This window comes from Neptunomonas marina (assembly GCF_004005935.1).
In the GTDB taxonomy this organism is placed as follows: Bacteria; Pseudomonadota; Gammaproteobacteria; order Pseudomonadales; family Balneatricaceae; genus Neptunomonas; species Neptunomonas marina.
Genome location: NZ_SACQ01000002.1, coordinates 258415 through 284393 on the forward strand (window position 1 = coordinate 258415; position 25979 = coordinate 284393).

23 protein-coding genes are annotated in these 25979 nt (G+C 51.2%); 14 read left to right on the top strand and 9 right to left on the bottom strand.

What is annotated here, in order from left to right:
* The first annotated feature begins 28 nt into the window (after positions 1-28).
* The 4 genes from EOE65_RS05880 (at position 29) to EOE65_RS05895 (ending at position 5006) form a co-directional block, all read left to right on the top strand.
* Positions 29-1864 (top strand): cation:proton antiporter, encoded by a 1836-nt coding sequence (locus EOE65_RS05880; protein WP_206052627.1) that lies wholly within the window; start codon positions 29-31, stop codon positions 1862-1864.
* On the top strand, positions 1839-2678 hold the full coding sequence (locus tag EOE65_RS05885) for an NAD-dependent protein deacetylase (RefSeq protein WP_127693367.1): 840 nt from the start codon (positions 1839-1841) through the stop codon (positions 2676-2678). The genes EOE65_RS05880 and EOE65_RS05885 overlap by 26 nt, the downstream gene beginning before the upstream one ends.
* Positions 2679-2871: 193 nt before the next feature.
* Complete coding sequence (locus EOE65_RS05890) at positions 2872-4506, top strand: methyl-accepting chemotaxis protein (RefSeq protein ID WP_127693368.1); 1635 nt, start codon at positions 2872-2874, stop codon at positions 4504-4506.
* Positions 4507-4796: 290 nt separating this feature from the next.
* A complete protein-coding gene (locus tag EOE65_RS05895) occupies positions 4797-5006 on the top strand; it encodes a cold-shock protein (protein WP_127693369.1) in 210 nt (69 codons plus the stop codon).
* A gap of 44 nt (positions 5007-5050) precedes the next feature.
* Here the strand turns inward: EOE65_RS05895 and EOE65_RS05900 are convergent, their stop codons facing one another.
* The 8 genes from EOE65_RS05900 to tkt all read right to left on the bottom strand — a co-directional run bounded on the left by EOE65_RS05900 (position 5051) and on the right by tkt (position 14288).
* Positions 5051-5638 carry a YitT family protein gene (locus EOE65_RS05900; RefSeq protein ID WP_127693370.1) on the bottom strand — a complete coding sequence of 196 codons (588 nt, stop codon included), beginning with the start codon at positions 5636-5638 and terminating at the stop codon, positions 5051-5053.
* 174 nt (positions 5639-5812) lie between these two features.
* Positions 5813-6226 carry a YidB family protein gene (locus EOE65_RS05905; RefSeq protein ID WP_127693371.1) on the bottom strand — a complete coding sequence of 138 codons (414 nt, stop codon included), beginning with the start codon at positions 6224-6226 and terminating at the stop codon, positions 5813-5815.
* Between the two features lie 64 nt (positions 6227-6290).
* Positions 6291-8180, bottom strand: a complete 1890-nt coding sequence (locus EOE65_RS05910) for a putative bifunctional diguanylate cyclase/phosphodiesterase (protein ID WP_127693372.1) — start codon at positions 8178-8180, stop codon at positions 6291-6293.
* The gene (locus EOE65_RS05915) at positions 8180-8683 is read right to left on the bottom strand and encodes a putative pterin-binding protein (RefSeq protein ID WP_164847023.1); all 504 of its coding nucleotides are present in this window, start codon (positions 8681-8683) and stop codon (positions 8180-8182) included. Before EOE65_RS05915 ends, EOE65_RS05910 begins: the two co-directional genes overlap by 1 nt.
* A gap of 121 nt (positions 8684-8804) precedes the next feature.
* Positions 8805-9869: a class II fructose-bisphosphate aldolase gene (gene fba, locus EOE65_RS05920; RefSeq protein ID WP_127693374.1), complete on the bottom strand. Its 1065-nt coding sequence runs from the start codon at positions 9867-9869 to the stop codon at positions 8805-8807.
* Positions 9870-10002: 133 nt separating this feature from the next.
* Entirely contained in the window at positions 10003-11169 is a 1167-nt protein-coding gene (locus EOE65_RS05925) for a phosphoglycerate kinase (protein WP_127693375.1), read from the bottom strand.
* A 38-nt stretch (positions 11170-11207) separates the two neighbouring features.
* Positions 11208-12236 (bottom strand): type I glyceraldehyde-3-phosphate dehydrogenase, encoded by a 1029-nt coding sequence (locus EOE65_RS05930; RefSeq protein ID WP_127693376.1) that lies wholly within the window; start codon positions 12234-12236, stop codon positions 11208-11210.
* Positions 12237-12293: 57 nt separating this feature from the next.
* Positions 12294-14288, bottom strand: a complete 1995-nt coding sequence (gene tkt, locus EOE65_RS05935) for a transketolase (protein WP_127693377.1) — start codon at positions 14286-14288, stop codon at positions 12294-12296.
* Between the two features lie 335 nt (positions 14289-14623).
* On the opposite strand from tkt, the gene metK reads away from it, so the two are divergent.
* From metK to EOE65_RS05985, 10 genes are all read left to right on the top strand, one after another.
* A complete protein-coding gene (gene metK / locus EOE65_RS05940; protein WP_127693378.1) occupies positions 14624-15814 on the top strand; it encodes a methionine adenosyltransferase in 1191 nt (396 codons plus the stop codon).
* A 134-nt stretch (positions 15815-15948) separates the two neighbouring features.
* Positions 15949-18084 carry an EAL domain-containing protein gene (locus EOE65_RS05945; RefSeq protein ID WP_164847024.1) on the top strand — a complete coding sequence of 712 codons (2136 nt, stop codon included), beginning with the start codon at positions 15949-15951 and terminating at the stop codon, positions 18082-18084.
* A gap of 37 nt (positions 18085-18121) precedes the next feature.
* A complete protein-coding gene (locus EOE65_RS05950) occupies positions 18122-18859 on the top strand; it encodes a 16S rRNA (uracil(1498)-N(3))-methyltransferase (protein ID WP_127693380.1) in 738 nt (245 codons plus the stop codon).
* A 37-nt stretch (positions 18860-18896) separates the two neighbouring features.
* Positions 18897-19850 (top strand): glutathione synthase, encoded by a 954-nt coding sequence (gene gshB, locus EOE65_RS05955; protein WP_127693381.1) that lies wholly within the window; start codon positions 18897-18899, stop codon positions 19848-19850.
* Positions 19819-20805: an energy transducer TonB gene (locus tag EOE65_RS05960; RefSeq protein ID WP_240656925.1), complete on the top strand. Its 987-nt coding sequence runs from the start codon at positions 19819-19821 to the stop codon at positions 20803-20805. The genes gshB and EOE65_RS05960 overlap by 32 nt, the downstream gene beginning before the upstream one ends.
* Positions 20806-20843: 38 nt before the next feature.
* Positions 20844-21410 (top strand): YqgE/AlgH family protein, encoded by a 567-nt coding sequence (locus EOE65_RS05965; RefSeq protein ID WP_127693382.1) that lies wholly within the window; start codon positions 20844-20846, stop codon positions 21408-21410.
* A gap of 21 nt (positions 21411-21431) precedes the next feature.
* Positions 21432-21908, top strand: coding sequence for a Holliday junction resolvase RuvX (gene ruvX, locus EOE65_RS05970; protein ID WP_127693383.1), 477 nt, complete (start codon positions 21432-21434; stop codon positions 21906-21908).
* Positions 21889-22401 carry a bifunctional pyr operon transcriptional regulator/uracil phosphoribosyltransferase PyrR gene (gene pyrR / locus EOE65_RS05975; RefSeq protein WP_127693384.1) on the top strand — a complete coding sequence of 171 codons (513 nt, stop codon included), beginning with the start codon at positions 21889-21891 and terminating at the stop codon, positions 22399-22401. Before ruvX ends, pyrR begins: the two co-directional genes overlap by 20 nt.
* 14 nt (positions 22402-22415) lie before the next feature.
* On the top strand, positions 22416-23420 hold the full coding sequence (locus EOE65_RS05980) for an aspartate carbamoyltransferase catalytic subunit (protein WP_127693385.1): 1005 nt from the start codon (positions 22416-22418) through the stop codon (positions 23418-23420).
* A complete protein-coding gene (locus EOE65_RS05985) occupies positions 23417-24694 on the top strand; it encodes a dihydroorotase (protein ID WP_127693386.1) in 1278 nt (425 codons plus the stop codon). Before EOE65_RS05980 ends, EOE65_RS05985 begins: the two co-directional genes overlap by 4 nt.
* Positions 24695-24777: 83 nt before the next feature.
* On the opposite strand, the gene EOE65_RS05990 is transcribed toward EOE65_RS05985, so the two are convergent.
* Positions 24778-25953, bottom strand: coding sequence for a PilT/PilU family type 4a pilus ATPase (locus EOE65_RS05990; RefSeq protein ID WP_476739123.1), 1176 nt, complete (start codon positions 25951-25953; stop codon positions 24778-24780).
* Positions 25954-25979: the final 26 nt, after the last annotated feature.

Below are 25979 nucleotides of genomic sequence, written 5' to 3' on the forward strand. Positions count from 1 at the left end.
CGCTGCTTATTCTAGGAAGGAATGTGCTATGTCGATTTCAGACACTCTTATGATCGCCCTGATTGCGTTGGCGGGGCTAGGTTGCCAATGGCTCGCATGGCGAGTCAAACTCCCAGCAATCGTCTTTCTTTTGCTCGCCGGTATTCTCGCAGGTCCTGTCAGCGGTATTTTGAACCCCGACCAATTGTTAGGTGACTTACTATTCCCTTTTGTTTCACTGGCTATCGCCATTATCTTATTTGAGGGCAGTCTAACGCTGCATTTCAATCAAACACGTGATGTGGGCGGTGTCGTGTGGCGCTTGGTTTCGATCGGAGCAGTGCTCACATGGGGATTGATCGCATTTGCAACACATACACTCATCGGCCTGTCGCCACCCTTGTCAGCACTTTTTGGGGCTTTAGTTGTGGTGACCGGACCAACCGTAATTGTGCCTATGCTACGCACCCTGCGCGCAACAGAGCGCATTGCAAACACACTCCGCTGGGAAGGCATTCTTATTGATCCTGTTGGAGCGCTGATGGCCGTAGTGATCTATGAATGGATCGCGTCAGGCCATATGGAAGCATCACTGCCCTCCCACTTACTATTGTTTGGCGAGATCGCCCTGGTAGGGACAGTCTTCGGCGTTGTGGCAGCAGCTGCAATGACCGTAGCGTTGCGGCGCTATTGGCTACCGGAGTATCTACACGCGTTTGGGACGTTATCGGTAGTGTTAATTACCTTTACGCTCGCAAACCAAGTCGCGCACGAATCCGGTCTGTTGGCTGTAACGGTGATGGGCATTTGGCTCGCAAACGCACGCGGCGTGCATGTTGCAGAGATACTTACGTTTAAAGAACACCTCACTGTGCTGTTAATTTCAGCACTCTTTATTATTTTAGCCGCCCGCATGGATCTGCAAGCTTTGTTAGAGCTGGGCATTCCTGCCCTGATGCTACTAGCCTGTATCCAGTTCATTATTCGCCCGCTAGTGGTATTTGCTTGTGCGCTGGGTAGCGATCTCTCTTGGCAAGAAAAAGCTGTGATCGCTTGGGTTGGCCCGCGTGGAATCATCGCGGCAGCGGTGTCGGCGTTATTTGCGTTAAAGCTCGAGCAAGCCGGTTATGAAGAGGCGCAGCTGCTTACGGCGCTAGCCTTCTCTATTATTATCGGCACCGTTATTTTCCAGAGCGCCACAGCACGCTTTCTTGCAACACGGCTGGGTGTCACGGAACCAGAGCCGCGCGGTGTGTTAATTATTGGTGCCAATTTAGTGGCCCGCGCGATCGCTAAAGCACTGGAAAAACACGATATCGCCTGTACGCTGGTTGATCCTCATTATGACAATATTCGCGCAGCGCGCATGGAAGGCCTTAGCACTCTACTAGGTAACCCACTGTCAGGGCACATCGAGGAACATCTAGCATTGGGCCGCTTTCGCTATGTTTTGGCGGCAACACCGCAGCATGAGACCAACGCTTTGGCCTGTTTACATTTTAAAAGCGAATTTGCTGAGCGTTTTATCTTTAGTATCAAAACCGAACGCAACGGTAGCCTGCAGGAACGTGCCGAAGTTGCCGAGAAACGCCAAGGTCAGGTAATTGGCGAACACGCATTGGGTTTTCAACAGCTTGCCAAACTGATCGCTAAAGGCGCAGCAATCCGTACAACCCAACTGACCAGTGACTATACGTTTCAGCAGTGGCGCGAAGCCCATGATGGTAACCGAGAGCTACTCGCGGTTTTCGATCCGAACAAGCATCTGCACTTCGTAACGCCCGGCATACAAAACGAAATTGGCGTAGACTGGCTGTTATTATCGTTGGAGCTAGTGGATACCGTTGAATCAACATTACATGAATCAAAACCAGCAACCTTGTGAAGCGGCTGAGAAACTGCAGCTATTTATTGAACAGCACCCGCAACTTGTGGTGCTCACTGGTGCGGGTATCAGCACGGCGTCGGGTATTCCAGATTACCGCGATCATAATGCCGAGTGGAAACGCAAGCAGCCAGTCCAGCACCATGACTTCATGTCACAACGCGCAACTCGACAACGTTTCTGGGCACGCAGCTTAGTCGGCTGGCCAATCATGCGGGATGCTAAGCCTAACGTGGCACATAAGCATCTAGTTGAGTGGGAGAAACAAGGTCACATCGACCTACTAGTCACGCAGAACGTCGATGGCCTCCATCAACAAGCTGGCCACCAAGCGGTGATCGACTTACATGGCCGCTCTGACCGCGTTATCTGTACTCAATGCCACCACAGCCTTTCTAGAAACGCAGCGCATCAGATGATGGCATATGCTAACCCCAGCTTTCTGGCGTTCTCAGCAACTGCGGCACCGGATGGTGATGCCGATTTAGAGGGCGTTGATTTTGACAGTTTCATCATATCCGACTGCCCAGAGTGCGGGGGTATTCTAAAACCTGACGTGGTGTTCTTTGGTGACAATGTGCCACGTCATACTGTTGAAACGAGCTTGCAGCACCTCAAAGACGCCAGTGCTTTGCTCGTCATAGGCTCCTCGCTGATGGTTTACTCTGGCTACCGTTTCTGTAAACGGGCTCATGAATGGGGTATCCCTATCGCGGCCTTAACACTGGGTAAAACGCGTGCAGACGAGCTCCTCACGCTAAAACTCAATGCTCCCATCCCTGACACGTTTGCTCGCTTGCCGAAGCACAGCTAGCCAGCCTTGAAGGCCGAGTGCACCAAAAGGGGGCTAAAGTATTACATAACCCGCCACCGATATATCAAAGTCCGTCTATACTTGAAAATAGCTAAATACCTTCCCTGATTTTTAGCCATTACATTCCCGTAAAAAACAGCCGAAAAAGGCATGTATGCCCTTTAAGCTTTAGTCGTTCTTGAGGTGACGCCCTATGCTGCTATCTTCTTTGAGCATTCGCTCAAAACTCCTTTTGCTTTCTATTCTTCCAATTGTTGCTCTAATTTTTATGGTAACAAACAGCATGGTAGCGCTTAAAGACGCCAATGACGGCATGGATAAGGTATATAAAGACCGTATCATTCCGATACAGAAACTAAAACTCATCGCCGATGATTACGCCGTTCTGGTGATCGATACGGCGAATAAAGCCAACTCCGGCTTAATTTCAGCCACTGATGCTCTCAGTAACATCAACTCCGCCGCTCGCAATATTCAGGAAAACTGGCGCAGCTACTTAGAGGTAGATCATCCTAACAGCGATGAAAAACGCCTAATTAAAGAAGCTGAGCAGCTGTTCAAACCCGCTAACCAATCGATAGCCGAGTTTTCCGCTGCTTTGCGCAATATTCAAGGTTCAACCGCCAATAAGCTGCAAGCGTTCGATGGCCCACTCTATGAAACCATTGACCCTATCAGCGAGAAGATCACGGAACTGTTCAATCTACAAACAACCTATACTCATGCATCTATTGAAGAGCTTCATGACCGCTACAACTCAGAGAAGATCACAACCGGCGTACTGATCGTCATTTTAATCTCCGCTATGGCTGTTTTCGCGTTCTGGGTTTATCGCTCTATTCGAGAGCCTTTGGATAATCTGAAGAACGCGATGGAAAGCGTTCGCGACAACTCCGACTTAACTCAAACCGTCCCTGTTTTGGGTAAGGATGAACTCGCGTCAATCACCGAAAGCTTTAACCATATGATCGCGCAAATGCGCCAGGTGGTTACTCAGATCAATACATCATCCAAGCAGTTATCTAACTCAGCTATTGAGCTAAACGGTGTCAGCGCCAACGCCCAAGCGAGCATCAACTACCAAAACCAAGAGGTCGAGCAAGTTGCCGCAGCGATGAATGAAATGGCGGCTACCGTCACCGAGGTCGCCAAGAGTGCAGAGTTAGCAGATCAAGCGGCACAAGACACGCTTCATCAGGCGATGGAGGGCAACACTATCGTAGCGAGCGCCGTCTCTGCCACCAATGAGCTCATCAACGAAGTACAGAAAGTTTCCGATAAAATTCTTTCTGTCGAAACTGACAGCACCAACATCGGTTCCATAATCGAGGTCATACAGGGAATTGCCGAACAAACTAATTTGCTCGCCTTAAACGCCGCGATTGAGGCCGCTCGTGCTGGCGACCAAGGACGTGGCTTCGCGGTTGTTGCTGACGAAGTTCGGACACTTGCTCAGCGTACGCAGCAGTCGACCGCAGAGATCCAACAAGCTATAGAACGCCTACAGGTGGGCACAAAAGCAGCCGTGCAAGCGATGGAACAAAGCCGCCAGCGTGCAGAAGCCACAGGGGAGCAAGCCACCTCTGCAGGTGATGCACTCAACTCAATTCAGCAAGCAGTGTCCAGCATTACCGACATGAACTCACAGATCGCTAGCGCTTCTGAAGAGCAAAGTGCCGTGGCAGAGGATATAAACCAATCACTTGTGTCTATTAACGATGCCTCTAACTCCTCAGCGACAGGGACTGAGCAAATACTTGCTTCAAGTTCGGAGCTATCGCGACTAGCAGGCGATCTCGACACACTCGTGAAGCGGTTCAAAGTTTAAGTTATTTTGGCACAGGGCTTTTTGCCCTAGCGCTAGACATTAAGATGACAAGATAGTAACATTCGCCGTTTTTTCAAAAAAACGGCGTTTTTTTTTTGCGTTGTGTCGGTTGAATGGATACACTCAAAACTGATCTGTATCCACGATCAAGTTCTTTGCGTTGAAGTAGCACGACTCTTTCAGATGATACCTGCTCCAGCCGCTTTGCTTGCTTGGGTGCAGTGACGCAAAGCTCCTTGCTGCTAGTAAAGAGTGGGAAACCAACGTTCAATAAGAAAGAGTGCTATATCGTGTCTGATACACAAACAGGAACCGTTAAGTGGTTCAATGACGAAAAAGGCTACGGATTCATCAAGCGTGACAGCGGTGCGGATCTGTTCGTTCACTTCCGTTCAATTGTCGGTCAAGGCCGCAAAACCCTCGTAGAAGGTCAATCAGTATCTTTTGTTGAGGTCGAAGGCCAGAAAGGCCCTCAGGCAGACCAGGTGACTCCGCTCTAAGCAGCACAGGTCGTCGTAACTAAAGCAGGCTTTGCCTGCTTTTTTTATGCCTCGCTGCCCGCCTGTGCAACTGACTGATGATAACGCCCGACGACTTGGCTCATCAAAACAAAAGCAACTACAGATAGCATGACCTGTGTGGGCGGCATCACTAGTAGTGCACATGCGCCCAATAGCAAATCGCTGACAAACAACGTCTTTCCAGGATGAATACCAAAGTGCTCTTGCAAGAAAACAGCGAGCACGTTGATTCCGCCTAACGAAGCCTGCTGACGCAGCAACACCATCAACCCAAAACCAATCAGGGTACCGCCAATAATAGCGGCGACCACTGGAGCCACATCGATGAACGCATAACGGGCCAGCACCTCAGAAAAGATGGCCAGTAGCGTGACACAAATACCAGTACGCAGCGTAAAAGCGGCACCTAGATAACGCCATGCAAGTAGGCAGAATGGTAAATTCAACACGAAAAAGAGCTGCCCAAACGATAGCCCAGATAGCGGCTGTAGTAAGATGCCCACGCCCGCTGTGCCACTAATAAGTAGCTGTGACGCGCTCAGCACATGCACACCCAGCGCAACAAGAAAACAGCCCTCAAGCAAGGAGAGCCAGTAATGAGTACGGTTCATTTGATACCTACTATTCCGACCAACAGGCTTGTGACCTATTGGTGTAAGAATGAATCATAGGCCTCTTTTGGAGGCCTAATGACCGGTCATAAAGGCGACCGATAGGTGGATTATCCGACTATTTAAGCCAGATAACAGCGTTCACGCTTAATACCGCACAAATGGACAAGGAGACTAACGAAATAGTTTCGAGGCCATACCCGCAAGGCCTTCCACGCCACCGACCGCATCCAACAAACCATCTGCTCCACCTTCATTAAGCAGCTGTGGCAGCATTTGGCCAAGCGCCGGGGTAGAGTCCGCACTATCAAGCCCTATATTGGCAGCAAAATCGCTCAGGGAGTTCTCACCGAACACTTGAGTTAACTGCTCGACAGAAAAACCTTCGCCCGCTCCGCCTTGCAACAACGACTGCGCAACGGACGCCAAGCCCCCGCTGTTGAACTGCTCTAACAAGCCGCTTAGATCAATATTACCGTCGCCACTTCCTAGCAATTGACCAAGCGCAGAAGAGACCGCATCCGCGTCTAAGCCTTGGCCCTCAAGCTGTTGTAAAAAGAGGTCTGATGCAACTTTAAGTAGATCCATGGTAACGTCTCCAGATTATTTTCTGTTAGGACATTAAGTAGAGTGCGATGAACTCATCATTAATTTAGCGGGATTGCGGTAAGCTGCCGCCGAGAAAGTAAATTAGTGCAGAAAGCTCGACAGGTTTACAGAACAAACTACCTTGCCCCCAAGCAAAACCCAAGCCCACTAACGCCGCACACTCCGATTCAGCCTCAACCCCCTCTACAACGCCTTTAAGGTTCAAACCTGCCAACAGCTGCGCTATCACATAAAGAAGTCGCGTATCACGCTGAATAGCATGGGTTAGGCTTCGATCAACCTTCAGTAGCTGAATCGGCAGCTCATGCAGATGCTTAATCGAGGCAAAGCCCGAGCCAAATTTATCCAACGCTATCCCAACACCTAACCGATCTAAGCTAGCAGATGCTGTTCGTGCTGCATTGAGATGTTTAACGACAACCGCTTCTGAGACTTTTATCACCAAACCCTCGCTGGGTAGCTGTGAGGAGCGTAAAGCGTGTTCAACCGTCTGTGCTAAATGACTGTCGATATAGCAAAGCGGTGTAACGTCGATATATATCGGTGCCAGTGCTAAACCTGAGCAATACCAAGAGGCGCACGCCTCACAGGCCGTGCTCATTAGCCACTCAATATAAGCATGAGCGAGCCCTGCATACTCAGCTATTTGGCTCACCTCCTCTGCCTCTAAGCGTCCAAACACAGGGTGATACCAATAAACCTGCCCATCAACCCCCTTCACCTGCTGGGTGCTCAGTGCAACGATAGGTTGATAAAGCAAAGTTAGCTCACCATTTTCTAGCGCAGAGCTAAAATCAGCAACCAGCATCTGCTTGCGCACCAACCGATCATTGATAGAGCGGTCGAAGAACTGGAAGCGCAGCGTTTTTCGTAGTTTCGCCTGATACATCGCCTGATCAGCATTAACGATCACTTGCGCTGCATTGGCCGCATCATCCGGGTAAATACTCGCTCCAACACTAACCGCAATATGAAGGCTTTCATGGCCTATCGTGATAGGAGCCTGCATCTCGCTACAGATACGCTCACCGAGCTGAGCAACGGCCTCTGCCCCCTCCAAGTCCTCTTGAATAATGGCAAACTCATCCCCTCCTATCCGCGCAACAGTATCAGAGCGACGCACACAGTGAGATAAACGATTAGCCACCTCTATCAGCAACTGATCTCCTGTTGCATGGCCATATTGATCATTTACTAACTTAAAATCATTCACGTCCACAACATGTATCGCCATGCGTGTACTCGACCGAAAAGCGCGCGCCTCCGCACTTGTAAGCTGTTCATTGAAGTAACTTCGGTTCGGCAACCCTGTTAAGGAGTCATGTAAAGCCAGTCGACGGTTTCTAGCACTCTGGCGAGCAATAAAGAGGATCAGAGCCGTACCGCTGCTTAATAAACCCAAGAGAAAAACGCTGATCTCTTGGTGCAAGCTTTGAATGCGCTCTAAGCGTAGAAACGTACTTTCGCCATTAAAGCTTTGGACATTAATCTCTCGAATCACAGGGAGCAGCTCTGAGAAATCATCATAGGTGGCTTCGAGAATCTCAGGCTTTGGCGCTACTGCTTGCTTAAAGTAAGTATCATATTTCTCGAAAAGTGCCTCTAGCACGTCCAACACCGACTGAACATGGGCTCGTGTACGAAACTCCTGATTCTCCTCCCCCTTCGATAGCACCCGCACACGCGACCAAAAAAGATCATAACGTAGCTTTACATCCATCCAGTTGCGTAAGCCAGCAGGCAATAGCTCCAACGAATACAAGAAATGCTGCATTTCGCTCTCAAGTTCAGTGGCACTCCATGCACCGTTTTTCATTGAGATCGCTATGAGTTGGGACGCTTCGGAGTTGCGTTGTAAGCTCACCACAGAGGAGACAGCAAACACGACCACAATGATCAATAGGGGCAGAAGGCGCACTAACGGGGAGCGCATTAGCGCACCTCGATATGCCGTAACTGCCAAACCATATGGCTGTGGATCTTCGGCGTATCTAGCTCTGGGTAATCGCTGAGCGGATAGATCACCCAGATAGGGCCTTTGTCACGCACGCGCATCATTTTCCCATCAGCTTTGAAAGCCACTAAGACAGGATAGGACCGGATTTCTTGGATAGGGACGGTAGCAGAGTAGTTGTTCAGGGCAACCAGCTTAACCTTCCTAGCATCCTCACCCCCAGCCCAACGCAACAAGTCACTGAGCAAAACGCCCAGATAAGCAACCTTACCCTCAGTCCAAGGCGTTTCCGTCTCTATGCGGTGGGTAGGCAACGCCTGAAGCAACGCCATATCAAGCTCAACCCCGTTGTGAGAGTTACCAAGCGTGAGCTGTCCTGTTAGCGTTAAAATAACCGTCCCTAGCGGTCGCGGTAGTTCATCTGCAGCGACGGGGTTGCTCAACAGTAAGACGCAAACAGCCAGATAGCTGATTGTTCTCATAATCATGTCTCTGTTTGAACAACGTACTTTCAGTTTAGTGTAACTCCCCATAAATAGGGAGAGCTAGCGCCAAAAAAAAACCGCCCATAAAGGCGGTTTTGTTTAAAATCAACACACTAGATCAGGCAATTTTTGCGTCTAGCTCGCCAGCTGTATATCGATCAGCCATCGCTTCAAGAGAGATCACCTTGATAGACGATGCGTGACCTGCTGTACCAAACGCTTCGTAGCGAGCGATACAGATTTCACTCATCGCTTCGATAGTCTTCTTCAAGTATTTACGTGGATCAAACTCAGCTGGGTTTTCCGCCATGAAACGACGCACAGCACCTGTCGATGCCAAACGCAGATCCGTATCGATGTTAACCTTACGCACACCGTACTTAATACCTTCAACGATCTGCTCAACGGGCACACCGTACGTTTCTGGAATTTCACCGCCAAACTCATTGATCACAGCCAACCACTCCTGTGGAACAGAAGAGGATCCGTGCATCACCAAGTGAGTGTTCGGGATACGATCGTGGATCGCTTTGATACGGTCGATCGCCAAGATGTCACCTGTTGGTGGGCGCGTAAACTTGTAAGCACCGTGCGAAGTACCACACGCGATTGCGAGTGCATCCACATTCGTTTTCGAGACAAAGTCTGCCGCTTCATCTGGGTCAGTTAGCATCTGGTCGTGGGACAAGATGCCCTCTGCACCGATACCATCCTCTTCACCCGCTTGCCCTGTTTCCAGTGAGCCTAAGCACCCTAGTTCACCTTCAACAGAAACACCGCATGCATGTGCCATTTCAACCGTACGGCGCGTAACATCAACGTTATACTCGTAAGATGATGGTGTTTTTCCATCTTCCATCAATGAACCATCCATCATAACGGATGAGAAGCCCATTGCGATTGAGCGCTGGTTAACTGCCGGAGATGTACCGTGGTCTTGGTGCATACAAACAGGAATGTGCGGGAACTCAGCAATCGATGCCAAGATCATGTGACGCAGGAAGTTAGAGCCTGCGTATTTACGTGCACCTGCAGATGCTTGAACAATAACAGGTGAGTTAGTCTTGTCAGCCGCTTCCATGATGGCACGCATCTGCTCAAGATTGTTTACGTTAAAAGCTGGAATGCCATAGCCGTGTTCAGCTGCATGATCCAGCAACTGACGCATTGAGATCAAAGCCATTATTTTGCCCTGTTATTTTAAGTTTTCAAAAAAGTGACCCAGCATGGCTGAGTCGAATCTGATATCTAACCGCCTAGTACACTGTGCATAAACGCGCAACTAGGCGATCTGTACAACTCTTTAACCCGCCCGGTTATTGTGCAGCGCGTGCCTCGAGCATCGCAACCGCTGGCAGTGTTTTTCCTTCAACAAACTCTAGGAAAGCGCCGCCGCCTGTTGAGATGTAGGATACACGATCAGCAATTTCATACTTATCCACTGCTGCTAACGTGTCACCACCACCAGCAATCGAGAAACCTTGGTTCTCTGCAATCGCCATAGACAGGGCTTTCGTACCTTCACCAAACTGGTCAAACTCAAACACACCAACCGGACCATTCCAGATGATCGTGCCCGCGTCTTGCAATAGTGCCGCCAGCGCAGCCGCCGAATCAGGGCCGATGTCCAGAATCATGTCGTCTTCAGACACATCATCCGCCGCCTTGATCGTCGCTTCTGCGTCTTCAGCAAACGCCGTCGCCACAACAACATCCGTTGGGATTGGCACGTTCACCTTCTCCATCAACGCTTTAGCTTGCGGGATAAGGTCAGCTTCGTAGAGTGACTTACCTACAGGCTTGCCTGCTGCTGCAAGGAATGTGTTAGCGATACCACCGCCGACAATCAGTTGATCAACCTTGTCGGATAGCGCTTCTAATACAGTCAGCTTGGTAGAAACCTTTGAGCCACCGACAATTGCAGTCATTGGCTTAGCAGGCGTTTGCAATGCTTTTGCTAGCGCGTCAAGCTCACCTGCTAACAGAGGGCCCGCGCAAGCAACTGGCGCTAACTTACCAACACCATGTGTAGAGGCCTGTGCACGGTGCGCCGTGCCAAACGCGTCCATCACATACACATCACATAACGCTGCCATTTTTTGAGAAAGCTCAGCATCGTCTTTCTTCTCGCCTGCGTTAAAGCGCACGTTCTCAAGCAACACGAGTTCACCTTCTGCCACATCGAAGCCACCCTCTAGCCAATCTTTAACCAGTGGTACCTCACGGCCAAGCAACTTACCTAGGTGGCTCGCTACAGGTGCCAGAGAGAATTTTTCTTCATACTCGCCTTCTGTCGGACGGCCCAAATGAGACATTACCATCACTTTTGCACCCGCTTTTAGGGCAAACTCAATAGTTGGTAAAGATGCGCGGATGCGGGCATCCGATGTTACCTGACCATCTTTTACGGGAACATTCAGATCTTCGCGGATCAAAACGCGCTTACCGCTCAGATCCAGATCTGTCATCTTTAATACACTCATTTGGCGTGTCCTACTCTGTAAGTTGATAATTCAAAAATTCAGTTCTTCGGCTGGCTGCTCGCCAACCAATCGCGTGCCACATCAAGCATACGATTTGCAAAGCCCCACTCGTTATCAAACCAGCAAAGTAGTTTGATCATCTTGCCACCGCTGACGCGTGTTTGGGTACCATCAACGATCCCTGAGCGCGAATCGCGGTTAAAGTCTACTGAAGCGTGTGGCTCGTCGGTATACCCCAATAGTCCTTTCAGCTCATTATGCGCAGCCTGTTTTAATAGGCTATTAACCTCATCGATACTTGCGGATTGCTCAACCTGTAAACTGACATCCATCGCTGAGACGTTGATTGTCGGAACCCGCAGGTGCAGACACTCAAAGCGTCCTGATAACTCAGGCAAAAGACGATCAATTCCCTTATCAAGTCCCGTATCAACAGGGATGATTGACTGCAGAGCACTGCGCGTCAGACGCAAGTCGGTTTGGTGATAGCTATCGATCACCGGCTGGTCATTCATCGCCGAGTGAATCGTCGTTGTTAGCCCATGAACGATGCCATATTGGCGGTGCAACAGGTCCAGCACAGGTACGATACAGTTGGTCGTACAAGACGCCGCTGAAACGATTGTCATGTCTGGACGTAACAGGTGGCTGTTCAAACCGGTAATAATCGTGGCATCGACATCAGGCTTGGCGGGCTGTGAAAACAACAACCGTTGCGCGCCAGAGTCCAAGTGCAATTGAGCCGTTTCACGGTCGCTGAAAGAGCCAGAGCACTCAAAGACCATATCAACATCAAGCTCCCCCCACGGCAACTGCGACGGGTCCGATTGATTGATGACTCGGATGCGATCCTCTCCAATTAAGAGGTGTTTAGAGTCATTCTCAACCGGCAAAGGGAAGCGGCCATGGGTGGTGTCGTAACGCGTCAGATAGGTAACAGTATCGATATCTGATAGTTCGTTAAGCGCTACAACCTGCAGCTGCTTATGCAAACCGGATTCATAGATTGCCCGTAAGACACACTGCCCGATACGGCCATATCCATTGATTGCAACACGATAGGTCATATGAGTGATTACGCTAAAACGCAGGAGCCGCAAAGAGATGCGGCTCCGAGGGTGACATTAAAGTACTGACTTAACCGTATCGACAACATTGTCGACCGTGAAGCCAAAGTGCTTAAACAGCTCGCCAGCAGGCGCAGACTCACCGAAGGTTGTCATACCAACGATAGCGCCATTCAGGCCAACATACTTGTACCAGAAGTCTGCTTGCAGCGCTTCAACCGCCACACGAGCAGTAACAGCCGCTGGCAGCACCGACTCACGGTATGCAGCATCTTGCTTGTCGAACAGACCCGTCTCTGGCATCGACACAACACGTGCTTTGATACCGTCTGCCGCCAGCGCTTTCGCCGCATCCATCGCAAGGCCCACTTCAGAACCTGTCGCGATAAGAATGGCATCAGGCTGACCATCCGTATCTTGTAAGATATAACCACCGCGCTGGATGTTAGCGATCTGCTCCGCGCTGCGTGCTTGATGCGGTAAACCTTGACGAGAGAATACCATCGCTGTTGGGCCGTCTTTACGCTCCAACGCCGCTTTCCATGCCACTGCAGACTCCACAGCGTCACATGGGCGCCATGTGCTCATGTTTGGTGTATGGCGTAGGTTAGCAACCTGCTCAACAGGTTGATGCGTAGGACCATCTTCACCCAGACCGATTGAGTCGTGCGTGTATACATGGATCGCTTGTTGCTTCATCAAAGCGGCCATACGCAGAGCGTTGCGCGCGTACTCCATGAAGACAAGGAACGTAGCGCCGTAAGGAACGAAGCCACCGTGCAACGCAATACCGTTCATGATGGCAGACATACCAAACTCACGAACCCCGTAGAATAGGTAGTTACCAGATGCATCATCTTTAGAGATGCCCTTCGCACCCGACCATAGCGTTAGGTTAGAACCCGCCAAGTCAGCAGAACCGCCAAGCAGCTCTGGTAGCATCGGTGCGTAAGCGTTGATCGCGTTTTGTGACGCTTTACGCGAGGCGATAGTTTCACCTTTCTCAGCGACTTCTGCGATCCAAGCGTCTGCTTTCTCGCTGAAATCCGCTGGCAGATCACCAGAGATACGGCGCAGCAGTTCAGCAGCAAGCTCAGGATGAGCCGCGCGATACGCTGCGAGACGCTCATTCCATTCGTTTTCAGAGACAGAACCCGCGTTCTTAGCATCCCAGTCAGCATAGATATCTTCTGGTACTTCAAAGGCACCGTGGTTCCAACCCAGACGCTCACGTGTTAAAGCGATCTCGTCGTCGCCCAGTGGTGCGCCGTGGCAGTCCTCTTTACCTTCCTTGTTTGGCGAGCCAAAGCCGATGATCGTCTTACAGCAGATCAGCGTTGGCTGCTCTGTGTTCGCTTGCGCTTGTTCAATAGCCGCACGGATCTGATCAGGGTTGTGGCCGTCGATATTTGGAATCACTTGCCAGCCGTAAGACTCGAAGCGCTTCACGTTGTCATCGGTGTACCAGCCTTCAACTTCACCATCGATGGAGATGCCATTGTCATCCCAGAACGCGATCAGTTTACCAAGACCCAACGTACCTGCCAGTGAACACACCTCGTGTGAGATGCCTTCCATCATGCAACCATCACCTAAGAATGCGTAAGTGAAGTGGTTGATGATCTCGTGGCCTTCACGGTTGAACTGCGCTGCAAGCGTTTTTTCAGCGACCGCAAAACCAACGGCGTTGGAGATACCTTGGCCTAGCGGACCAGTGGTTGTTTCAACACCTGGGCAGTAGCCGTATTCAGGGTGACCTGCCGTTTTAGAGTGTAACTGGCGGAAGTTTTTAAGATCGTCGATCGAAACGTCGTAGCCTGTTAGGTGCAGCAAAGAGTAGATCAGCATAGATCCGTGGCCGTTGGATAGAACGAAGCGGTCACGATCGAACCACTGCGGGTTCGTCGGATTGTGCTTCATAAAATCGTTCCACAGCACCTCGGCGATATCCGCCATACCCATAGGCGCGCCAGGGTGGCCCGATTTTGCTTTTTGAACCGCATCCATACTTAGTGCACGAATAGCATTCGCTAGTTCTCTGCGAGAGGACATTCAATCAACTCCTGGGAAAAACCCAATTAGTTCTAGGCTGGTCAGCATCATTTTTGATACCCGCCAGCACCGGTAAAAAAGGAAGGAAAAACTGCGCGCAATTTTCGCGCAGATAGGCCTCTGCTTCAATAAAAAACCGATAATTCACGTAAAAGTGAACGAATTTCATGTTTTACGCGTAAATTTTCATCTAACCGGCCATCGAATTTCATGCAATAGTGCGGCAACAAGGCTAGAATAGCTGGCTACTTCAATACTTCAGAGACACTTCGCCCGTACGAAAACCTATCTCTGGCTTCCTTAATATCGATTCTTTAAGAGGGTATTTACACGCGATGAGCGAATACAGCCTATTTACTTCTGAGTCCGTGTCCGAAGGGCACCCGGATAAAATCGCCGACCAAATTTCCGATGCTGTGCTAGATGCCATTATCAGCGAAGATAAATATGCACGTGTTGCTTGTGAAACCTTGGTAAAAACGGGTGTAGCAGTTGTATCCGGTGAGATCTCCACATCGGCTTGGGTAGACCTTGAAGATTTGGTACGTACTGTTATCAACGATATCGGTTATACCTCATCTGAGGTAGGTTACGATGGCGATACCTGTGGCGTAATCAATATTATCGGTAAGCAATCTATCGATATCGCCCAAGGCGTTGATCGCTCTAAGCCAGAAGATCAGGGTGCTGGTGACCAAGGTTTGATGTTCGGTTATGCGTCCAACGAAACAGACGTGCTGATGCCTGCACCGATCACCTACGCTCACCGTCTTGTTGAGCGCCAAGCTGAAGCGCGCAAATCAGGCTTGCTGCCATGGTTGCGTCCAGATGCGAAGTCACAGGTCACTTTCCGCTACGAAAACGGCCAACCTGCTGGTATTGATGCGATCGTTCTTTCGACGCAGCACAACCCTGATGTATCGCAAGCCGATCTGCGCGAAGCTGTTATGGAGCTGATCATCAAACATGTGATCCCAGCACAGTGGATCACAAACGAAACCAAATTCCACATCAACCCAACAGGCAACTTCGTGATCGGCGGACCTGTCGGTGACTGCGGCCTGACGGGTCGTAAGATTATTGTTGATACCTACGGCGGTATGGCTCGTCACGGTGGTGGTGCGTTCTCGGGTAAAGACCCATCGAAAGTTGACCGCTCCGCCGCTTACGCAGGCCGCTATGTTGCGAAAAACGTCGTGGCTGCGGGTCTAGCTGATCGTTGTGAAATCCAGGTGTCTTATGCTATTGGCGTTGCTGAACCGACCTCTGTTTCTATCAACACGTTCGGTACCGGCAAGATTTCCGATGAGAAGATCATTGAGCTTGTTAAGCGCCACTTTGATCTGCGCCCTCACGCGATCACTCGTATGCTTGATCTGTTGCACCCAATGTATAAAGCAACGGCAGCGTACGGCCACTTTGGCCGCCAGCCATATGAGATGACTGTCGGTGATGACACCTTCACAGCCTTCACATGGGAGCGCACCGATAAAGTCGAAGCGTTAAAAGCTGACGCAGGTCTCTAGTTAAAACGCTCGTATGAAAAAAAGCGCCTTTAGGCGCTTTTTTTTTGGTAAAAAATCAAACTTTCACTATAAATATAAATTACTTAATTAACTTTACGATCCGTCGCGCAAAGGATATGCCGGAAGTTTGTAGTGTGATTTCACCAAAACGCCTTTTGCCCAACTTAGAGAACTTCAGCATACACTCGAAACTGTTCCTGCTTGTTTCGGTGCTGCTGGTGAGTGTCTCTGTGATTCACCTGTTGTCGCAGCAGTTTTTCAAAGACGCGCTCTATGAATCACGCAAAGAGGTGCTGCGCAGCGTGGTTACCGGCACCGCCAATCAGCTGCAAAGCGTCGCCGAACGTAACGACATCTCCCCAGCAGAACAGATGCAGTTAGCCAGCGATCTAATCAAAGGTTTCCGTTACGGCGAAGGTAACTACCTCTACCTCTTTACCAGCCAAGGCATCAGCATCTCCCACCCGCTGCGCCCCGATATCGAAGGCCAACCCTTAAGTTCGCTGTCAGACTCCATCGATACCTCGCTGTTAAAAGAGATGATCAGCAAAGCCGCCAGCGAAGGGAACGGTTACTGGACGTATCAGTGGCTCAGACCGGGCGATAGCCAACCCACCGATAAACTCAGCTATGCCATGCACGTAGCAGGCACCGATTGGGTCATTGGCAGCGGCTACTTCACTGAAGATATCGAAGGGATGCTCAATGACCAGCATACGCTGTATGTCACTCTGCTAGCGATCACAGCGATTTTTACCTTTATCTTATCTGGCGTTATCGCACGTAGTATCAGCCTACCGGCCCACCGAACCGTTAAGCAGATTGATCAGCTCGCCAGTGGCAACCTCGATATTTTAATTACCGATACGATGCGCCGAGATGAGTTCGGCACCATCGCCCGTGCTCTAGCCCACTTCCAAGAGCAAAGCCACGAAAATAGAGAGCTCAAAGATGCGCAAGAATACGCCAAATACTTAGAAGCTTTCGATCCCACCACACAACTGCTCAGCCGCAAAGCGCTCGGTGATCAGCTCTCACATATCTTGAAAAACAACCACCCTGGCGACCGCACGGCTATTCTCGTTATCAAAGTTCCGTTGCTACGCGATATCTTATCCCAGTGGGAGGCCAACGCCAGCCGCGCAGTTGTCACTAATATCTCAGAGCGCCTATGCCAAAGCGTCGCATCCGACGACCTCGTTGCCCGTCACGGCGATGATAGCTTTGCTGTGGTGCGCCCGCGCTTTTCGACCAATGAAGAGCTGCGCAATTTAACGGCTGCGATCCAACAATCCATTATGGATCCACAAGCCGATAGCCAATCACTGGCATTTAACTCGCGTATCGGGATTAGCATATCACCCAATGATGGCGACCAAGAGCTACTGCTCATCAGCCATGCTGAAGAGGCACTCAGTGAAGCACGTAGGCTTGAACTGGACTACATGCTGTTTGAGCAGCTTAAAACGCTTGCGGTCGATGAGCGTTTAGCGATGTGGAAAGATATCCAAGAAGCCATTGAGCAGGACCAGTTTCACCTTGTCTTTCAACCGCTGTTTGACTTAAAAACTAACAAGCTCGTTTCAGCAGAGGTGCTGTTGCGCTGGCAGCACCCGCGTAGAGGCTTTGTTTCACCAGCCAGTTTTATCACCTTTGCGGAACAGAGCGGGCTTGTATCACGGCTCGACAAATGGGTTATCGCCGCAGCTGCCAAGCAGCTCGATACGTGGCGTCAGGATGGCTTAGACGCACCAACACTCGCGATCAACCTATCGGGAATTACGTTTACCCGCAGCGACCTGCGCGAAGTGATCGATAGCGCTATCGAGCCCTACAACTTCCCTGCACACGCGCTGGAACTAGAGCTCACCGAAGGAGTACTCATCGAATCAATCGAGGTACTCCAAGAGAAGATAGAGCAACTCAAGGCTCGCCACATCAGCCTGTCCATCGACGACTTCGGTACCGGTTACTCATCCTTGAGCCGCATTCGTAATCTAGCAATCAATAAAGTCAAAATTGACCGCTCTTTCATCGACGAGCTTGATGAAAATATCGGTGATCAAAAGATCGTTGAAGCGATTATCCATATGGCTCATGGTTTAGGCTTCGAGGTTGTCGCCGAGGGTGTCGAGACACTGGAGCAACTCAGCCAACTGCGCCATATGAACTGCGATATCGTCCAAGGTTTCTTTCTCAGCAAGCCACTGCCGGTGGATAAATTTGAACAGATGTTGGAAGACCAAAATATCGTTGTCGAGGTCGACTAAGATGGCATAATGTCATTTTTTAACCTCAGAAGATCCCATGCGTATACCCCGCTTTTATCAGCCCGAACACTTTGCCTGCGGCGAAACCGTGTCACTGAGTGACGATGTTGTCCAACACGTGTGCCGCGTACTACGTATGAAAAGCGGCGAACTGATCACCCTATTTGATGGCCAAGGCAATGAACACTTATGTGAGCTAGTTGACGTTGCTAAACGCTCCGCCAACGTACAGGTGCGTGAAGTGACTCAGCTATCGCGCTCCAGTGCCCTCAAAGTGCATATTGGTCAGGCGCTCTCACGCGGTGAGCGAATGGACTATGCTGTGCAAAAATCCACTGAGATGGGCATGACCTCGATGACGCCGCTTTTTACCGAGCGTAGCGAGGTGAAACTCTCAGCAGAACGCCAAGGAAAACGAATTCAGCACTGGCAACAGGTAGCGATCAGCGCATGCGAGCAATCGCTACGCAATGAGATTCCAGAGATTGCAGCACCGTGTCTGCTAACCGACTGGGTGCAACAGTGTGATGCGGAACTAAAACTCGTGTTGCATCATCACACCGAACAACCCTTGGCCGCGCTTGATGCACCCCAAAGTGTCGCGCTGCTGGTTGGCCCAGAAGGCGGTTTAACCGAAGCAGAAGTGGAACAAGCGATCGCTGCAGGCTTTAAACCGGTCGCCTTTGGCCCCAGAGTAATGAGAACAGAAACGGCTCCTGTAGCCGCTCAAGCAATCCTGCAATATATGTGGGGCGACTTGGGTCACGCCGGCTGACACCCGGTCCTTATCCGATCATAGAGGACAATAAGTAATGACATTGAAAATCGGCATCGTGATGGACCCGATCGATCAGATCAGTTTCAAGAAAGACAGCTCACTGGCTATGCTTTGGGCTGCACAGCGTAAAGGCTGGGATATCTGGTATATGGAGCCTCAGCACCTGTTCTCCCGTGATGGTGTTGTACAAGCCGATATGGCCCCCCTCTCAGTCGCGATGGACCCAGAGCAATGGTTTGAGCGGGGCGACTACCAGCGCCGTCCATTGGCGGATCTGGACGTTATCTTGATGCGTAAAGATCCACCGTTCGACCGCGAGTTCCTCTACACCACCCAACTGCTCGCCATGGCAGAGCGCGACGGTGTCATGCTGGTCAATCCAACGCAGCAACTACGTGACTGCAATGAAAAGCTGTTTGCAACTGAGTTCCCGCAATGCTGCCCGCCGGTGCTCGTCACCCGCCGAGAAGACCTGTTACGCGAGTTCCACGCCGAGCATAGCGATGTCATCTTCAAACCACTGGACGGGATGGGCGGTAGTCAGATCTTCCGCATCCAACCTAATGGCGTTAATTTAGGTGTTATTATTGAAACGCTCACGCGCTATGGTGAAGAGACAATTATGGCGCAGAAATATCTGCCTGAGATCATCGATGGCGACAAGCGTATTTTGATGATCAACGGTGAGCCACTACCCTATGCCTTGGCGCGTATACCTGCACAGGGTGAAACGCGCGGTAACCTAGCCGCAGGTGGCCGTGGTGAGGGCCGCCCACTAACAGATCGTGATCGCTGGATTTGCGAACAAGTCGGTCCAACACTGCGCGAAAAAGGGCTCTTTTTCGTGGGTCTGGATGTGATCGGCGATTATCTTACTGAAATCAATGTCACCAGCCCGACCTGTATTCGCGAGCTTGATAACCAGTTCGGCTTAGATATCGGTATGCAGTTGATGGATGCAATCGAATCAGCATGGAAGCCACGCTAAGGTGTATCAAAGCAACGCAAGCTCATTAGTAGCAGGTGCGCTCTCAACCATGGATCGGCTGGGCTATACGCTCTTTTTTGCTATTGCGTTGCATGGCGTCGCTATCTTCTCGATTACGTTTGGGCAGGAGCAAAAATCGCCTCCGACCCAAACAGTCGAGGTTACGTTAGCGCAGCACAAGTCGGAGCAGGCGCCGGAGAAGTCTGATTTTCTGGCGCAACATAATCAACTGGGTAGCGGCACGGAAGAGGAAGCCCGTACGCTCTCTACCACAGAGGCCTCCAACTTCACCGACAATCGTATCCGCAACCAAGCGGCCGCTGCGGCGGTTCCAACGAATCAACCACTCCCTCCAACACCGCCAAAGCCGATTGCAGAGGTGGCGCAAAAAAGCCAAGAAGTAGCGCCCAAACGAGCTAAGAAAGAGGTGATTAGCAGTAAAAAAGCAACGCAGAAAGTCGCTAAAAAGCGCGAAGATAAGCCTAAAACCGCAACAGCAACACCGGCGGCAGGCCAATCAACCTCGCTGCTTGCTCGCAGCCTAGAGATCGCCAACCTTGAGGCACAGATCGATTTTCGCCAGCAAGAGCTCGCAAAAAAGCCGCGCATTCGCCGCTTAACCTCAGTTTCAACAGCCGCCTCTAGCGATGCCGCTTACCTGGATAACTGGCGCCGCCGTATCGAACAAGTCGGCAACCTCTACTACCCAGAGGAAGCCCGTAAACGCGATCTCAAAGGCCGTCTACGCTTGTTGGTCGTTATCACGCCTGATGGCGCTTTGCAGAAAGTAGAAGTGCTCGGAACATCAGGAAATCGTATCTTAGATGATGCCGCAATACGGATTGTCCAACTCGCAGCGCCCTTCCAGCCGTTCTCGGTAGAGATGCGCAAAACCACCGATATGCTAGAAATTATTCGCACGCTAGAATTTGAGAATACGGCACAGTTGTACTAGAAATAGAGTGTCAGTATCTTTCCACGTGTGGTTTTGTCATGTCGAGAAGTCAGACCAGTTTGCGCGACCAATTTCTTATCTCTATGCCCCATTTAGATGACGATGCATTCGCGCAGTCCATTATCTATATTTGTGACCATAGCGAATACGGTGCTATGGGGTTGGTGATCAACCGCCCGATGCAGATGCACTTAGATGCCATGCTGAGTCATCTCGACCTACCCGAAAACCCTCAAGCGGCGGAAATTCCCGTATATGCCGGTGGACCTGTGCAGAGTGATCGCGGTTTCGTGCTACACCGTGAGTTTCTTGGTAACCCGTGGCTTGCCACACATGCGATCACTGACAACCTCTTTCTGACGACCTCGCTGGATATCCTTGAAGCCATTGGCCAAACAAGCCAAGCCGATGCGCTTATTGCGCTCGGTTATGCCGGTTGGGGGCCGGGCCAGTTGGAGCAAGAAATTAGTGATAACGTTTGGTTAAGCTGTCCTGCGAATTCAGATATAATGTTCTCCCTGCCAGCAGAGGAGCGCATGCAAGCCGCTGCTGCTGGAATGGGCTTTAACCTGAATCAGCTTACGGCACAATCTGGCCGCGCCTGATCACAACGCAAGACACCCCTAATGACATCAACCAGCCAACAAGTGCTGGCCTTTGACTTTGGTACGCGCCGTATTGGTATCGCCACAGGCCAGACATTAACTCGCACCTCTACTGCGCTGGCCCCAATTTCTGCAAAAGATGGCATCCCTGACTGGCAGGCCCTTGATCGGGTCATTGCCGAGTGGCAACCCGACACATTAGTGGTCGGCATCCCCCTAAATATGGATGGCACCATCAGCGAAATGGCACGGCGTGCTCGTAAATTTGCCAACCGTATCCAAGACCGCTACCGCTGTGACTGCTTTCTTGTCGATGAGCGGCTCTCATCCGCAGAGGCCAAAGAGATCCATTTTGCGCACGGCGGCAGTGATAACTTTCGCGATGAGTCGGTTGATGGTCTGGCTGCACAAATCATTCTAGATAGCTGGTTTACGGATGAACAACGTATCCCCAGCCACACCCGTTTGGAGGACCTCTATGGTAACGGGCACGCTTAACGTCGAGTCACTACTTGAAAAGATGACAGCCGAGCTCTCGGTACTAATGAAACATCGCCAAATCGAGGACCCATTCATTATTGGCATCCGCACCGGCGGCGTTTGGATCGCCGAGCAGTTACATCAAGCGCTGGATATTCAAAGCCCGCTGGGTACGCTAGACATCTCGTTCTATCGTGATGATTTTTCGCAGATCGGACTCAATCCGAGTGTTCAGCCCTCACAACTCCCTTGTGCTACCGAAGGCCGTGACATCATCTTGGTCGATGATGTGATCATGAGTGGCCGCACCATACGAGCGGCCCTAAATGAGCTGTTCGATTATGGCCGTCCAGCGTCTGTTACGCTGGTAACCTTGGTTGACTTGCAACGCCGTCAGTTACCGATTCAAGCTGATGTGAACGGCGGTGTGCTGACACTGGATACCGACCAGCAGGTCAAACTCAACGGCCCTAACCCACTAACTCTCGAGATCAGCACCAAAACGAGCTAACCGCTGGAGCGATTATGTTTGAGCCACAAGACCCCAACCGTATTCAGCTCAACAGCAATGGGCAGCTGAAGCACTTTATTACTACCGAAGGTTTATCTAAAGCACTCCTAACAGAGATCTTGGACACCGCCGACTCCTTTATCGATATGAGTGAGCAGCAGGTTAAGAAAGTCCCGCTGCTGCGTGGTAAAACTGTCGTAAACCTCTTTTTTGAGGCCAGTACGCGCACCTTAAGTACCTTTGAGTTGGCGGCGAAACGCCTCTCAGCCGACGTGTTGAATCTTAATATCAGCACCTCCTCGACATCCAAAGGCGAAACGCTCAAGGACACCCTGCAAACCCTAGAAGCGATGCATTCCGATATGTTTGTCGTGCGCCACTCCGACAGCGGTGCACAACACTTTATCGCCCAGCATGTTTCTCCCGATGTTGCGGTGATCAACGCCGGCGACGGACGCCACGCGCATCCGACCCAAGCGATGCTGGATATGATGACCATTCGCCGCCACAAAGGCGCGTTCGAGCCGCTGGTGGTGGCCATCGTTGGCGATATTTTGCACTCACGCGTTGCGCGCTCCCAAATCCATGCCCTGCGCACCTTAGGGGCCGCTGAGGTCCGTCTTATCGCACCCAAAACGCTGCTCCCACGTCATATCGAAATGCTAGGCGTGAAGGTCTATACCGATATGAATGAAGGCCTCAAAGACTGCGATGTTGTGATGATGCTGCGTCTGCAAAAAGAGCGTATGAAAAGTGCTCTGCTGCCGAGCGAATCGGAATTCTACCGCCTTTACGGTTTGACCGAAGAGAAACTCAAGCTCGCTAAACCCGATGCGGTGGTGATGCACCCCGGCCCAATCAACCGCGGTGTAGAGATTGAGTCGTCCGTAGCAGACGGGCCACGCTCATTGATTCTTGATCAAGTTACCAACGGTATCGCTGTGCGTATGGCTGTGATGTCGATGGCGATGAGCGGACAAGTGGCCGAGAAGAACAACCGTATGGAGGCTGCACAATGATCGTCGCAATCGAAAATGGCCGCCTGATCGACCCTAAACAGCAACGTGACGAGGTCACCTCGATCTACCTACAAGACGGAAAAGTTGTCGCCATTGGCCAACCACCAGCCGGCGAGATCACCCAGCGCATCGATGCCACAGGTCTGGTGGTGACACCCGGCCTGATCGATATGGCCGCGCATGTTCGCGAGCCGGGCTATACCCAGAAAGGCACAATTAGCTCCGAGTCAGCCGCTGCGGTGGCAGGTGGCATCACCACGTTACTCACCCCACCAACTACCAGCCCCGTCGTGGACAACCCTGCGGTCGCTGAACTCATTGTTGACCGCGCCCAAGCCACGGGCTTAGCCAACGTATTACCCATGGGCGCACTCACGAAAGGGCTCGAAGGCGAGCAACTGGCCCCCATGCATGCGCTGCATCGTTCTGGCTGTGTGGCGTTCACAAATGCACGCGCTGCAATTCCTAGTAGTCTGACATTGATGCGCTGCCTAGAGTACGCCAGCACTCATGACTTTCTGGTGATCTTCCAACCTCAAGATGCTCAGCTCGCCGCTAACGGCTGTATGCATGACGATACCACCTGCACGCGCTTGGGCTTGGCAGGTATCCCAGAAACCGCCGAGACCATCGAGGTCGCCCGCTGCCTGCTGCTCGTTGAGCAGACCGATGTGCGCGCACATTTTGGCCAACTATCGTGTGAGCGCTCGGTACGTATGGTGATGGATGCGCGTAATCGCGGCCTGAATGTCACCGCAGATGTTGCGATTCATCATCTGTTACTTTCAGATGAGAACGTTGATGGTTTCAACAGCATGTTCCATGTCATTCCACCCTTGCGCGGTCAGCTCGACCGAGCAGGCTTACGCCATGCACTGCTGAATGATGGTATTCAAGCCATCTGCTCAGACCACCAGCCACATGACCCAGCTGCCAAACAAGCCCCCTTTGCCGCGACAGAACCGGGTATTTCTGGCCTTGAAACGTTGTTGCCGCTTGGCCTATTACTGGTGGAGCAGGAGCTCATTACACTGCCACAGCTCGTTGAAAAGCTAACGGCAGGCCCTGCGAATATATTGGGACTGGCTGCTGGCTCTCTAGCAGTGGGTGAGGTAGCGGACCTTTGTATCTTTGATCCGGAGGCACAATGGGAAGTACTGCCAGAGACTTTGCGCTCAACCGGTAAGAACACACCGTTCTTGGGTATGACCCTCAAAGGCCGCGTTACGAGCACGTGGGTGGCTGGCCGCGAAGTTTATCAGCTCAACGCGTAATACCATCGCTAGCTGTTAAAAAACACGCCGTGAACCGCACTAAAAAAGCCGCCTGATGAGGCGGCTTTTTACATTCAAGCTTGTTACATTTTGTGGATATCTAAATCGCCCTCAATGTTCAAGCTATCCTCTTCATCTTGCAGGAAGAGGCTATCCGAAGACTCAAAGCCTTTCGCTAACTCAGGGTTGGTCTCTGCGCTCAGCTTGATCATCAAGCGTAGATCGTTCGCAGAATCCGCATGAGCCAGCGCCGTTTCGTAAGTTATCGCACCCTCTTTATACAACTCAAACAGCGCCTGATCGAAGGTTTGCATACCCAAGTTCGTTGATTTCTTAATCACGTCCTTGATCTCATGCACCTCACCCTTACGGATAAGATCTTGGATCAACGGCGTACAGATCATCACCTCGATTGCAGCACGGCGCCCTTTACCATCGGTGGTAGGTAATAGCTGTTGTGCAACAATGGCTTTCAGGTTGAGCGACAACTCCATCCAGAGCTGGTCATGATGCTCAGGCGGGAAGAAGCTGATAATCCGGTCCAATGCTTGGTTGGCATTGTTAGCGTGCAACGTCGCCAAACATAGGTGGCCAGTTTCGGCAAAGGTTAAGCCGTACCCCATCAGCTCACGTGTTCGAATTTCACCCATCAAGATAACGTCGGGGGCTTGTCGCAACGTGTTACGCAACGCCACCTCGAAGGAGTCGGTATCCAAGCCGACCTCACGCTGCGTGATGATCGACTCTTTGTGCTCGTGGATATACTCGATTGGGTCTTCGATGGTGATGATGTGGCCGCGACTGTTGCGGTTACGATAATCGATCAACGATGCCAACGAGGTGGATTTACCCGTTGAGGTTCCCCCTACGAACAGGATTAAGCCACGCTTGGTCATGGCCAGATCTTTCATCACCGGTGGCAGGTTGAGCTCCTCAAAGCCCGGAATCGTCATATTGATCCGACGCAGCACCATGCCAGCAGAGTTACGCTGCAAATAGGCGCTCACACGGAAACGACCAAGCCCTGGGGCACTGATGGCGAAATTACACTCATTCGTCGCTTCGTACTCGGCGATCTGCTTATCGTTCATGGTTGAATAAACCAAGGAACGTGCCTGAGACGGTTTAAGCGGCTCTTTGGTTAATGGCTTTAACGTGCCATCGACTTTGATGCTAGGGCGAGCACCTGCGGTTATAAATAGGTCAGACGCTCCGCGCTCCACCATCACTTTCAGTAGCTGGGTAAACTCCACTGTTATACTCTCCTCATCGCCAGCTCGACTGC

What these genes read in the sequence shown, in the direction of transcription:
- pyrR (WP_127693384.1), top strand. Translation starts at nt 21,889, where the DNA reads ATGGTAACGGGCACGCTTAACGTCGAGTCACTACTTGAAAAGATGACA.
- fba (WP_127693374.1), bottom strand. Translation starts at nt 9,869, where the DNA reads ATGGCTTTGATCTCAATGCGTCAGTTGCTGGATCATGCAGCTGAACAC.
- ruvX (WP_127693383.1), top strand. Translation starts at nt 21,432, where the DNA reads ATGACATCAACCAGCCAACAAGTGCTGGCCTTTGACTTTGGTACGCGC.
- EOE65_RS05950 (WP_127693380.1), top strand. Translation starts at nt 18,122, where the DNA reads ATGCGTATACCCCGCTTTTATCAGCCCGAACACTTTGCCTGCGGCGAA.
- metK (WP_127693378.1), top strand. Translation starts at nt 14,624, where the DNA reads ATGAGCGAATACAGCCTATTTACTTCTGAGTCCGTGTCCGAAGGGCAC.
- EOE65_RS05915 (WP_164847023.1), bottom strand. Translation starts at nt 8,683, where the DNA reads ATGAGAACAATCAGCTATCTGGCTGTTTGCGTCTTACTGTTGAGCAAC.
- EOE65_RS05900 (WP_127693370.1), bottom strand. Translation starts at nt 5,638, where the DNA reads ATGAACCGTACTCATTACTGGCTCTCCTTGCTTGAGGGCTGTTTTCTT.
- EOE65_RS05925 (WP_127693375.1), bottom strand. Translation starts at nt 11,169, where the DNA reads ATGAGTGTATTAAAGATGACAGATCTGGATCTGAGCGGTAAGCGCGTT.
- tkt (WP_127693377.1), bottom strand. Translation starts at nt 14,288, where the DNA reads ATGTCCTCTCGCAGAGAACTAGCGAATGCTATTCGTGCACTAAGTATG.
- EOE65_RS05965 (WP_127693382.1), top strand. Translation starts at nt 20,844, where the DNA reads ATGTCGAGAAGTCAGACCAGTTTGCGCGACCAATTTCTTATCTCTATG.
- EOE65_RS05985 (WP_127693386.1), top strand. Translation starts at nt 23,417, where the DNA reads ATGATCGTCGCAATCGAAAATGGCCGCCTGATCGACCCTAAACAGCAA.
- gshB (WP_127693381.1), top strand. Translation starts at nt 18,897, where the DNA reads ATGACATTGAAAATCGGCATCGTGATGGACCCGATCGATCAGATCAGT.
- EOE65_RS05930 (WP_127693376.1), bottom strand. Translation starts at nt 12,236, where the DNA reads ATGACCTATCGTGTTGCAATCAATGGATATGGCCGTATCGGGCAGTGT.
- EOE65_RS05890 (WP_127693368.1), top strand. Translation starts at nt 2,872, where the DNA reads ATGCTGCTATCTTCTTTGAGCATTCGCTCAAAACTCCTTTTGCTTTCT.
- EOE65_RS05980 (WP_127693385.1), top strand. Translation starts at nt 22,416, where the DNA reads ATGTTTGAGCCACAAGACCCCAACCGTATTCAGCTCAACAGCAATGGG.
- EOE65_RS05880 (WP_206052627.1), top strand. Translation starts at nt 29, where the DNA reads ATGTCGATTTCAGACACTCTTATGATCGCCCTGATTGCGTTGGCGGGG.
- EOE65_RS05910 (WP_127693372.1), bottom strand. Translation starts at nt 8,180, where the DNA reads ATGCGCTCCCCGTTAGTGCGCCTTCTGCCCCTATTGATCATTGTGGTC.
- EOE65_RS05905 (WP_127693371.1), bottom strand. Translation starts at nt 6,226, where the DNA reads ATGGATCTACTTAAAGTTGCATCAGACCTCTTTTTACAACAGCTTGAG.
- EOE65_RS05960 (WP_240656925.1), top strand. Translation starts at nt 19,819, where the DNA reads ATGCAATCGAATCAGCATGGAAGCCACGCTAAGGTGTATCAAAGCAAC.
- EOE65_RS05885 (WP_127693367.1), top strand. Translation starts at nt 1,839, where the DNA reads ATGAATCAAAACCAGCAACCTTGTGAAGCGGCTGAGAAACTGCAGCTA.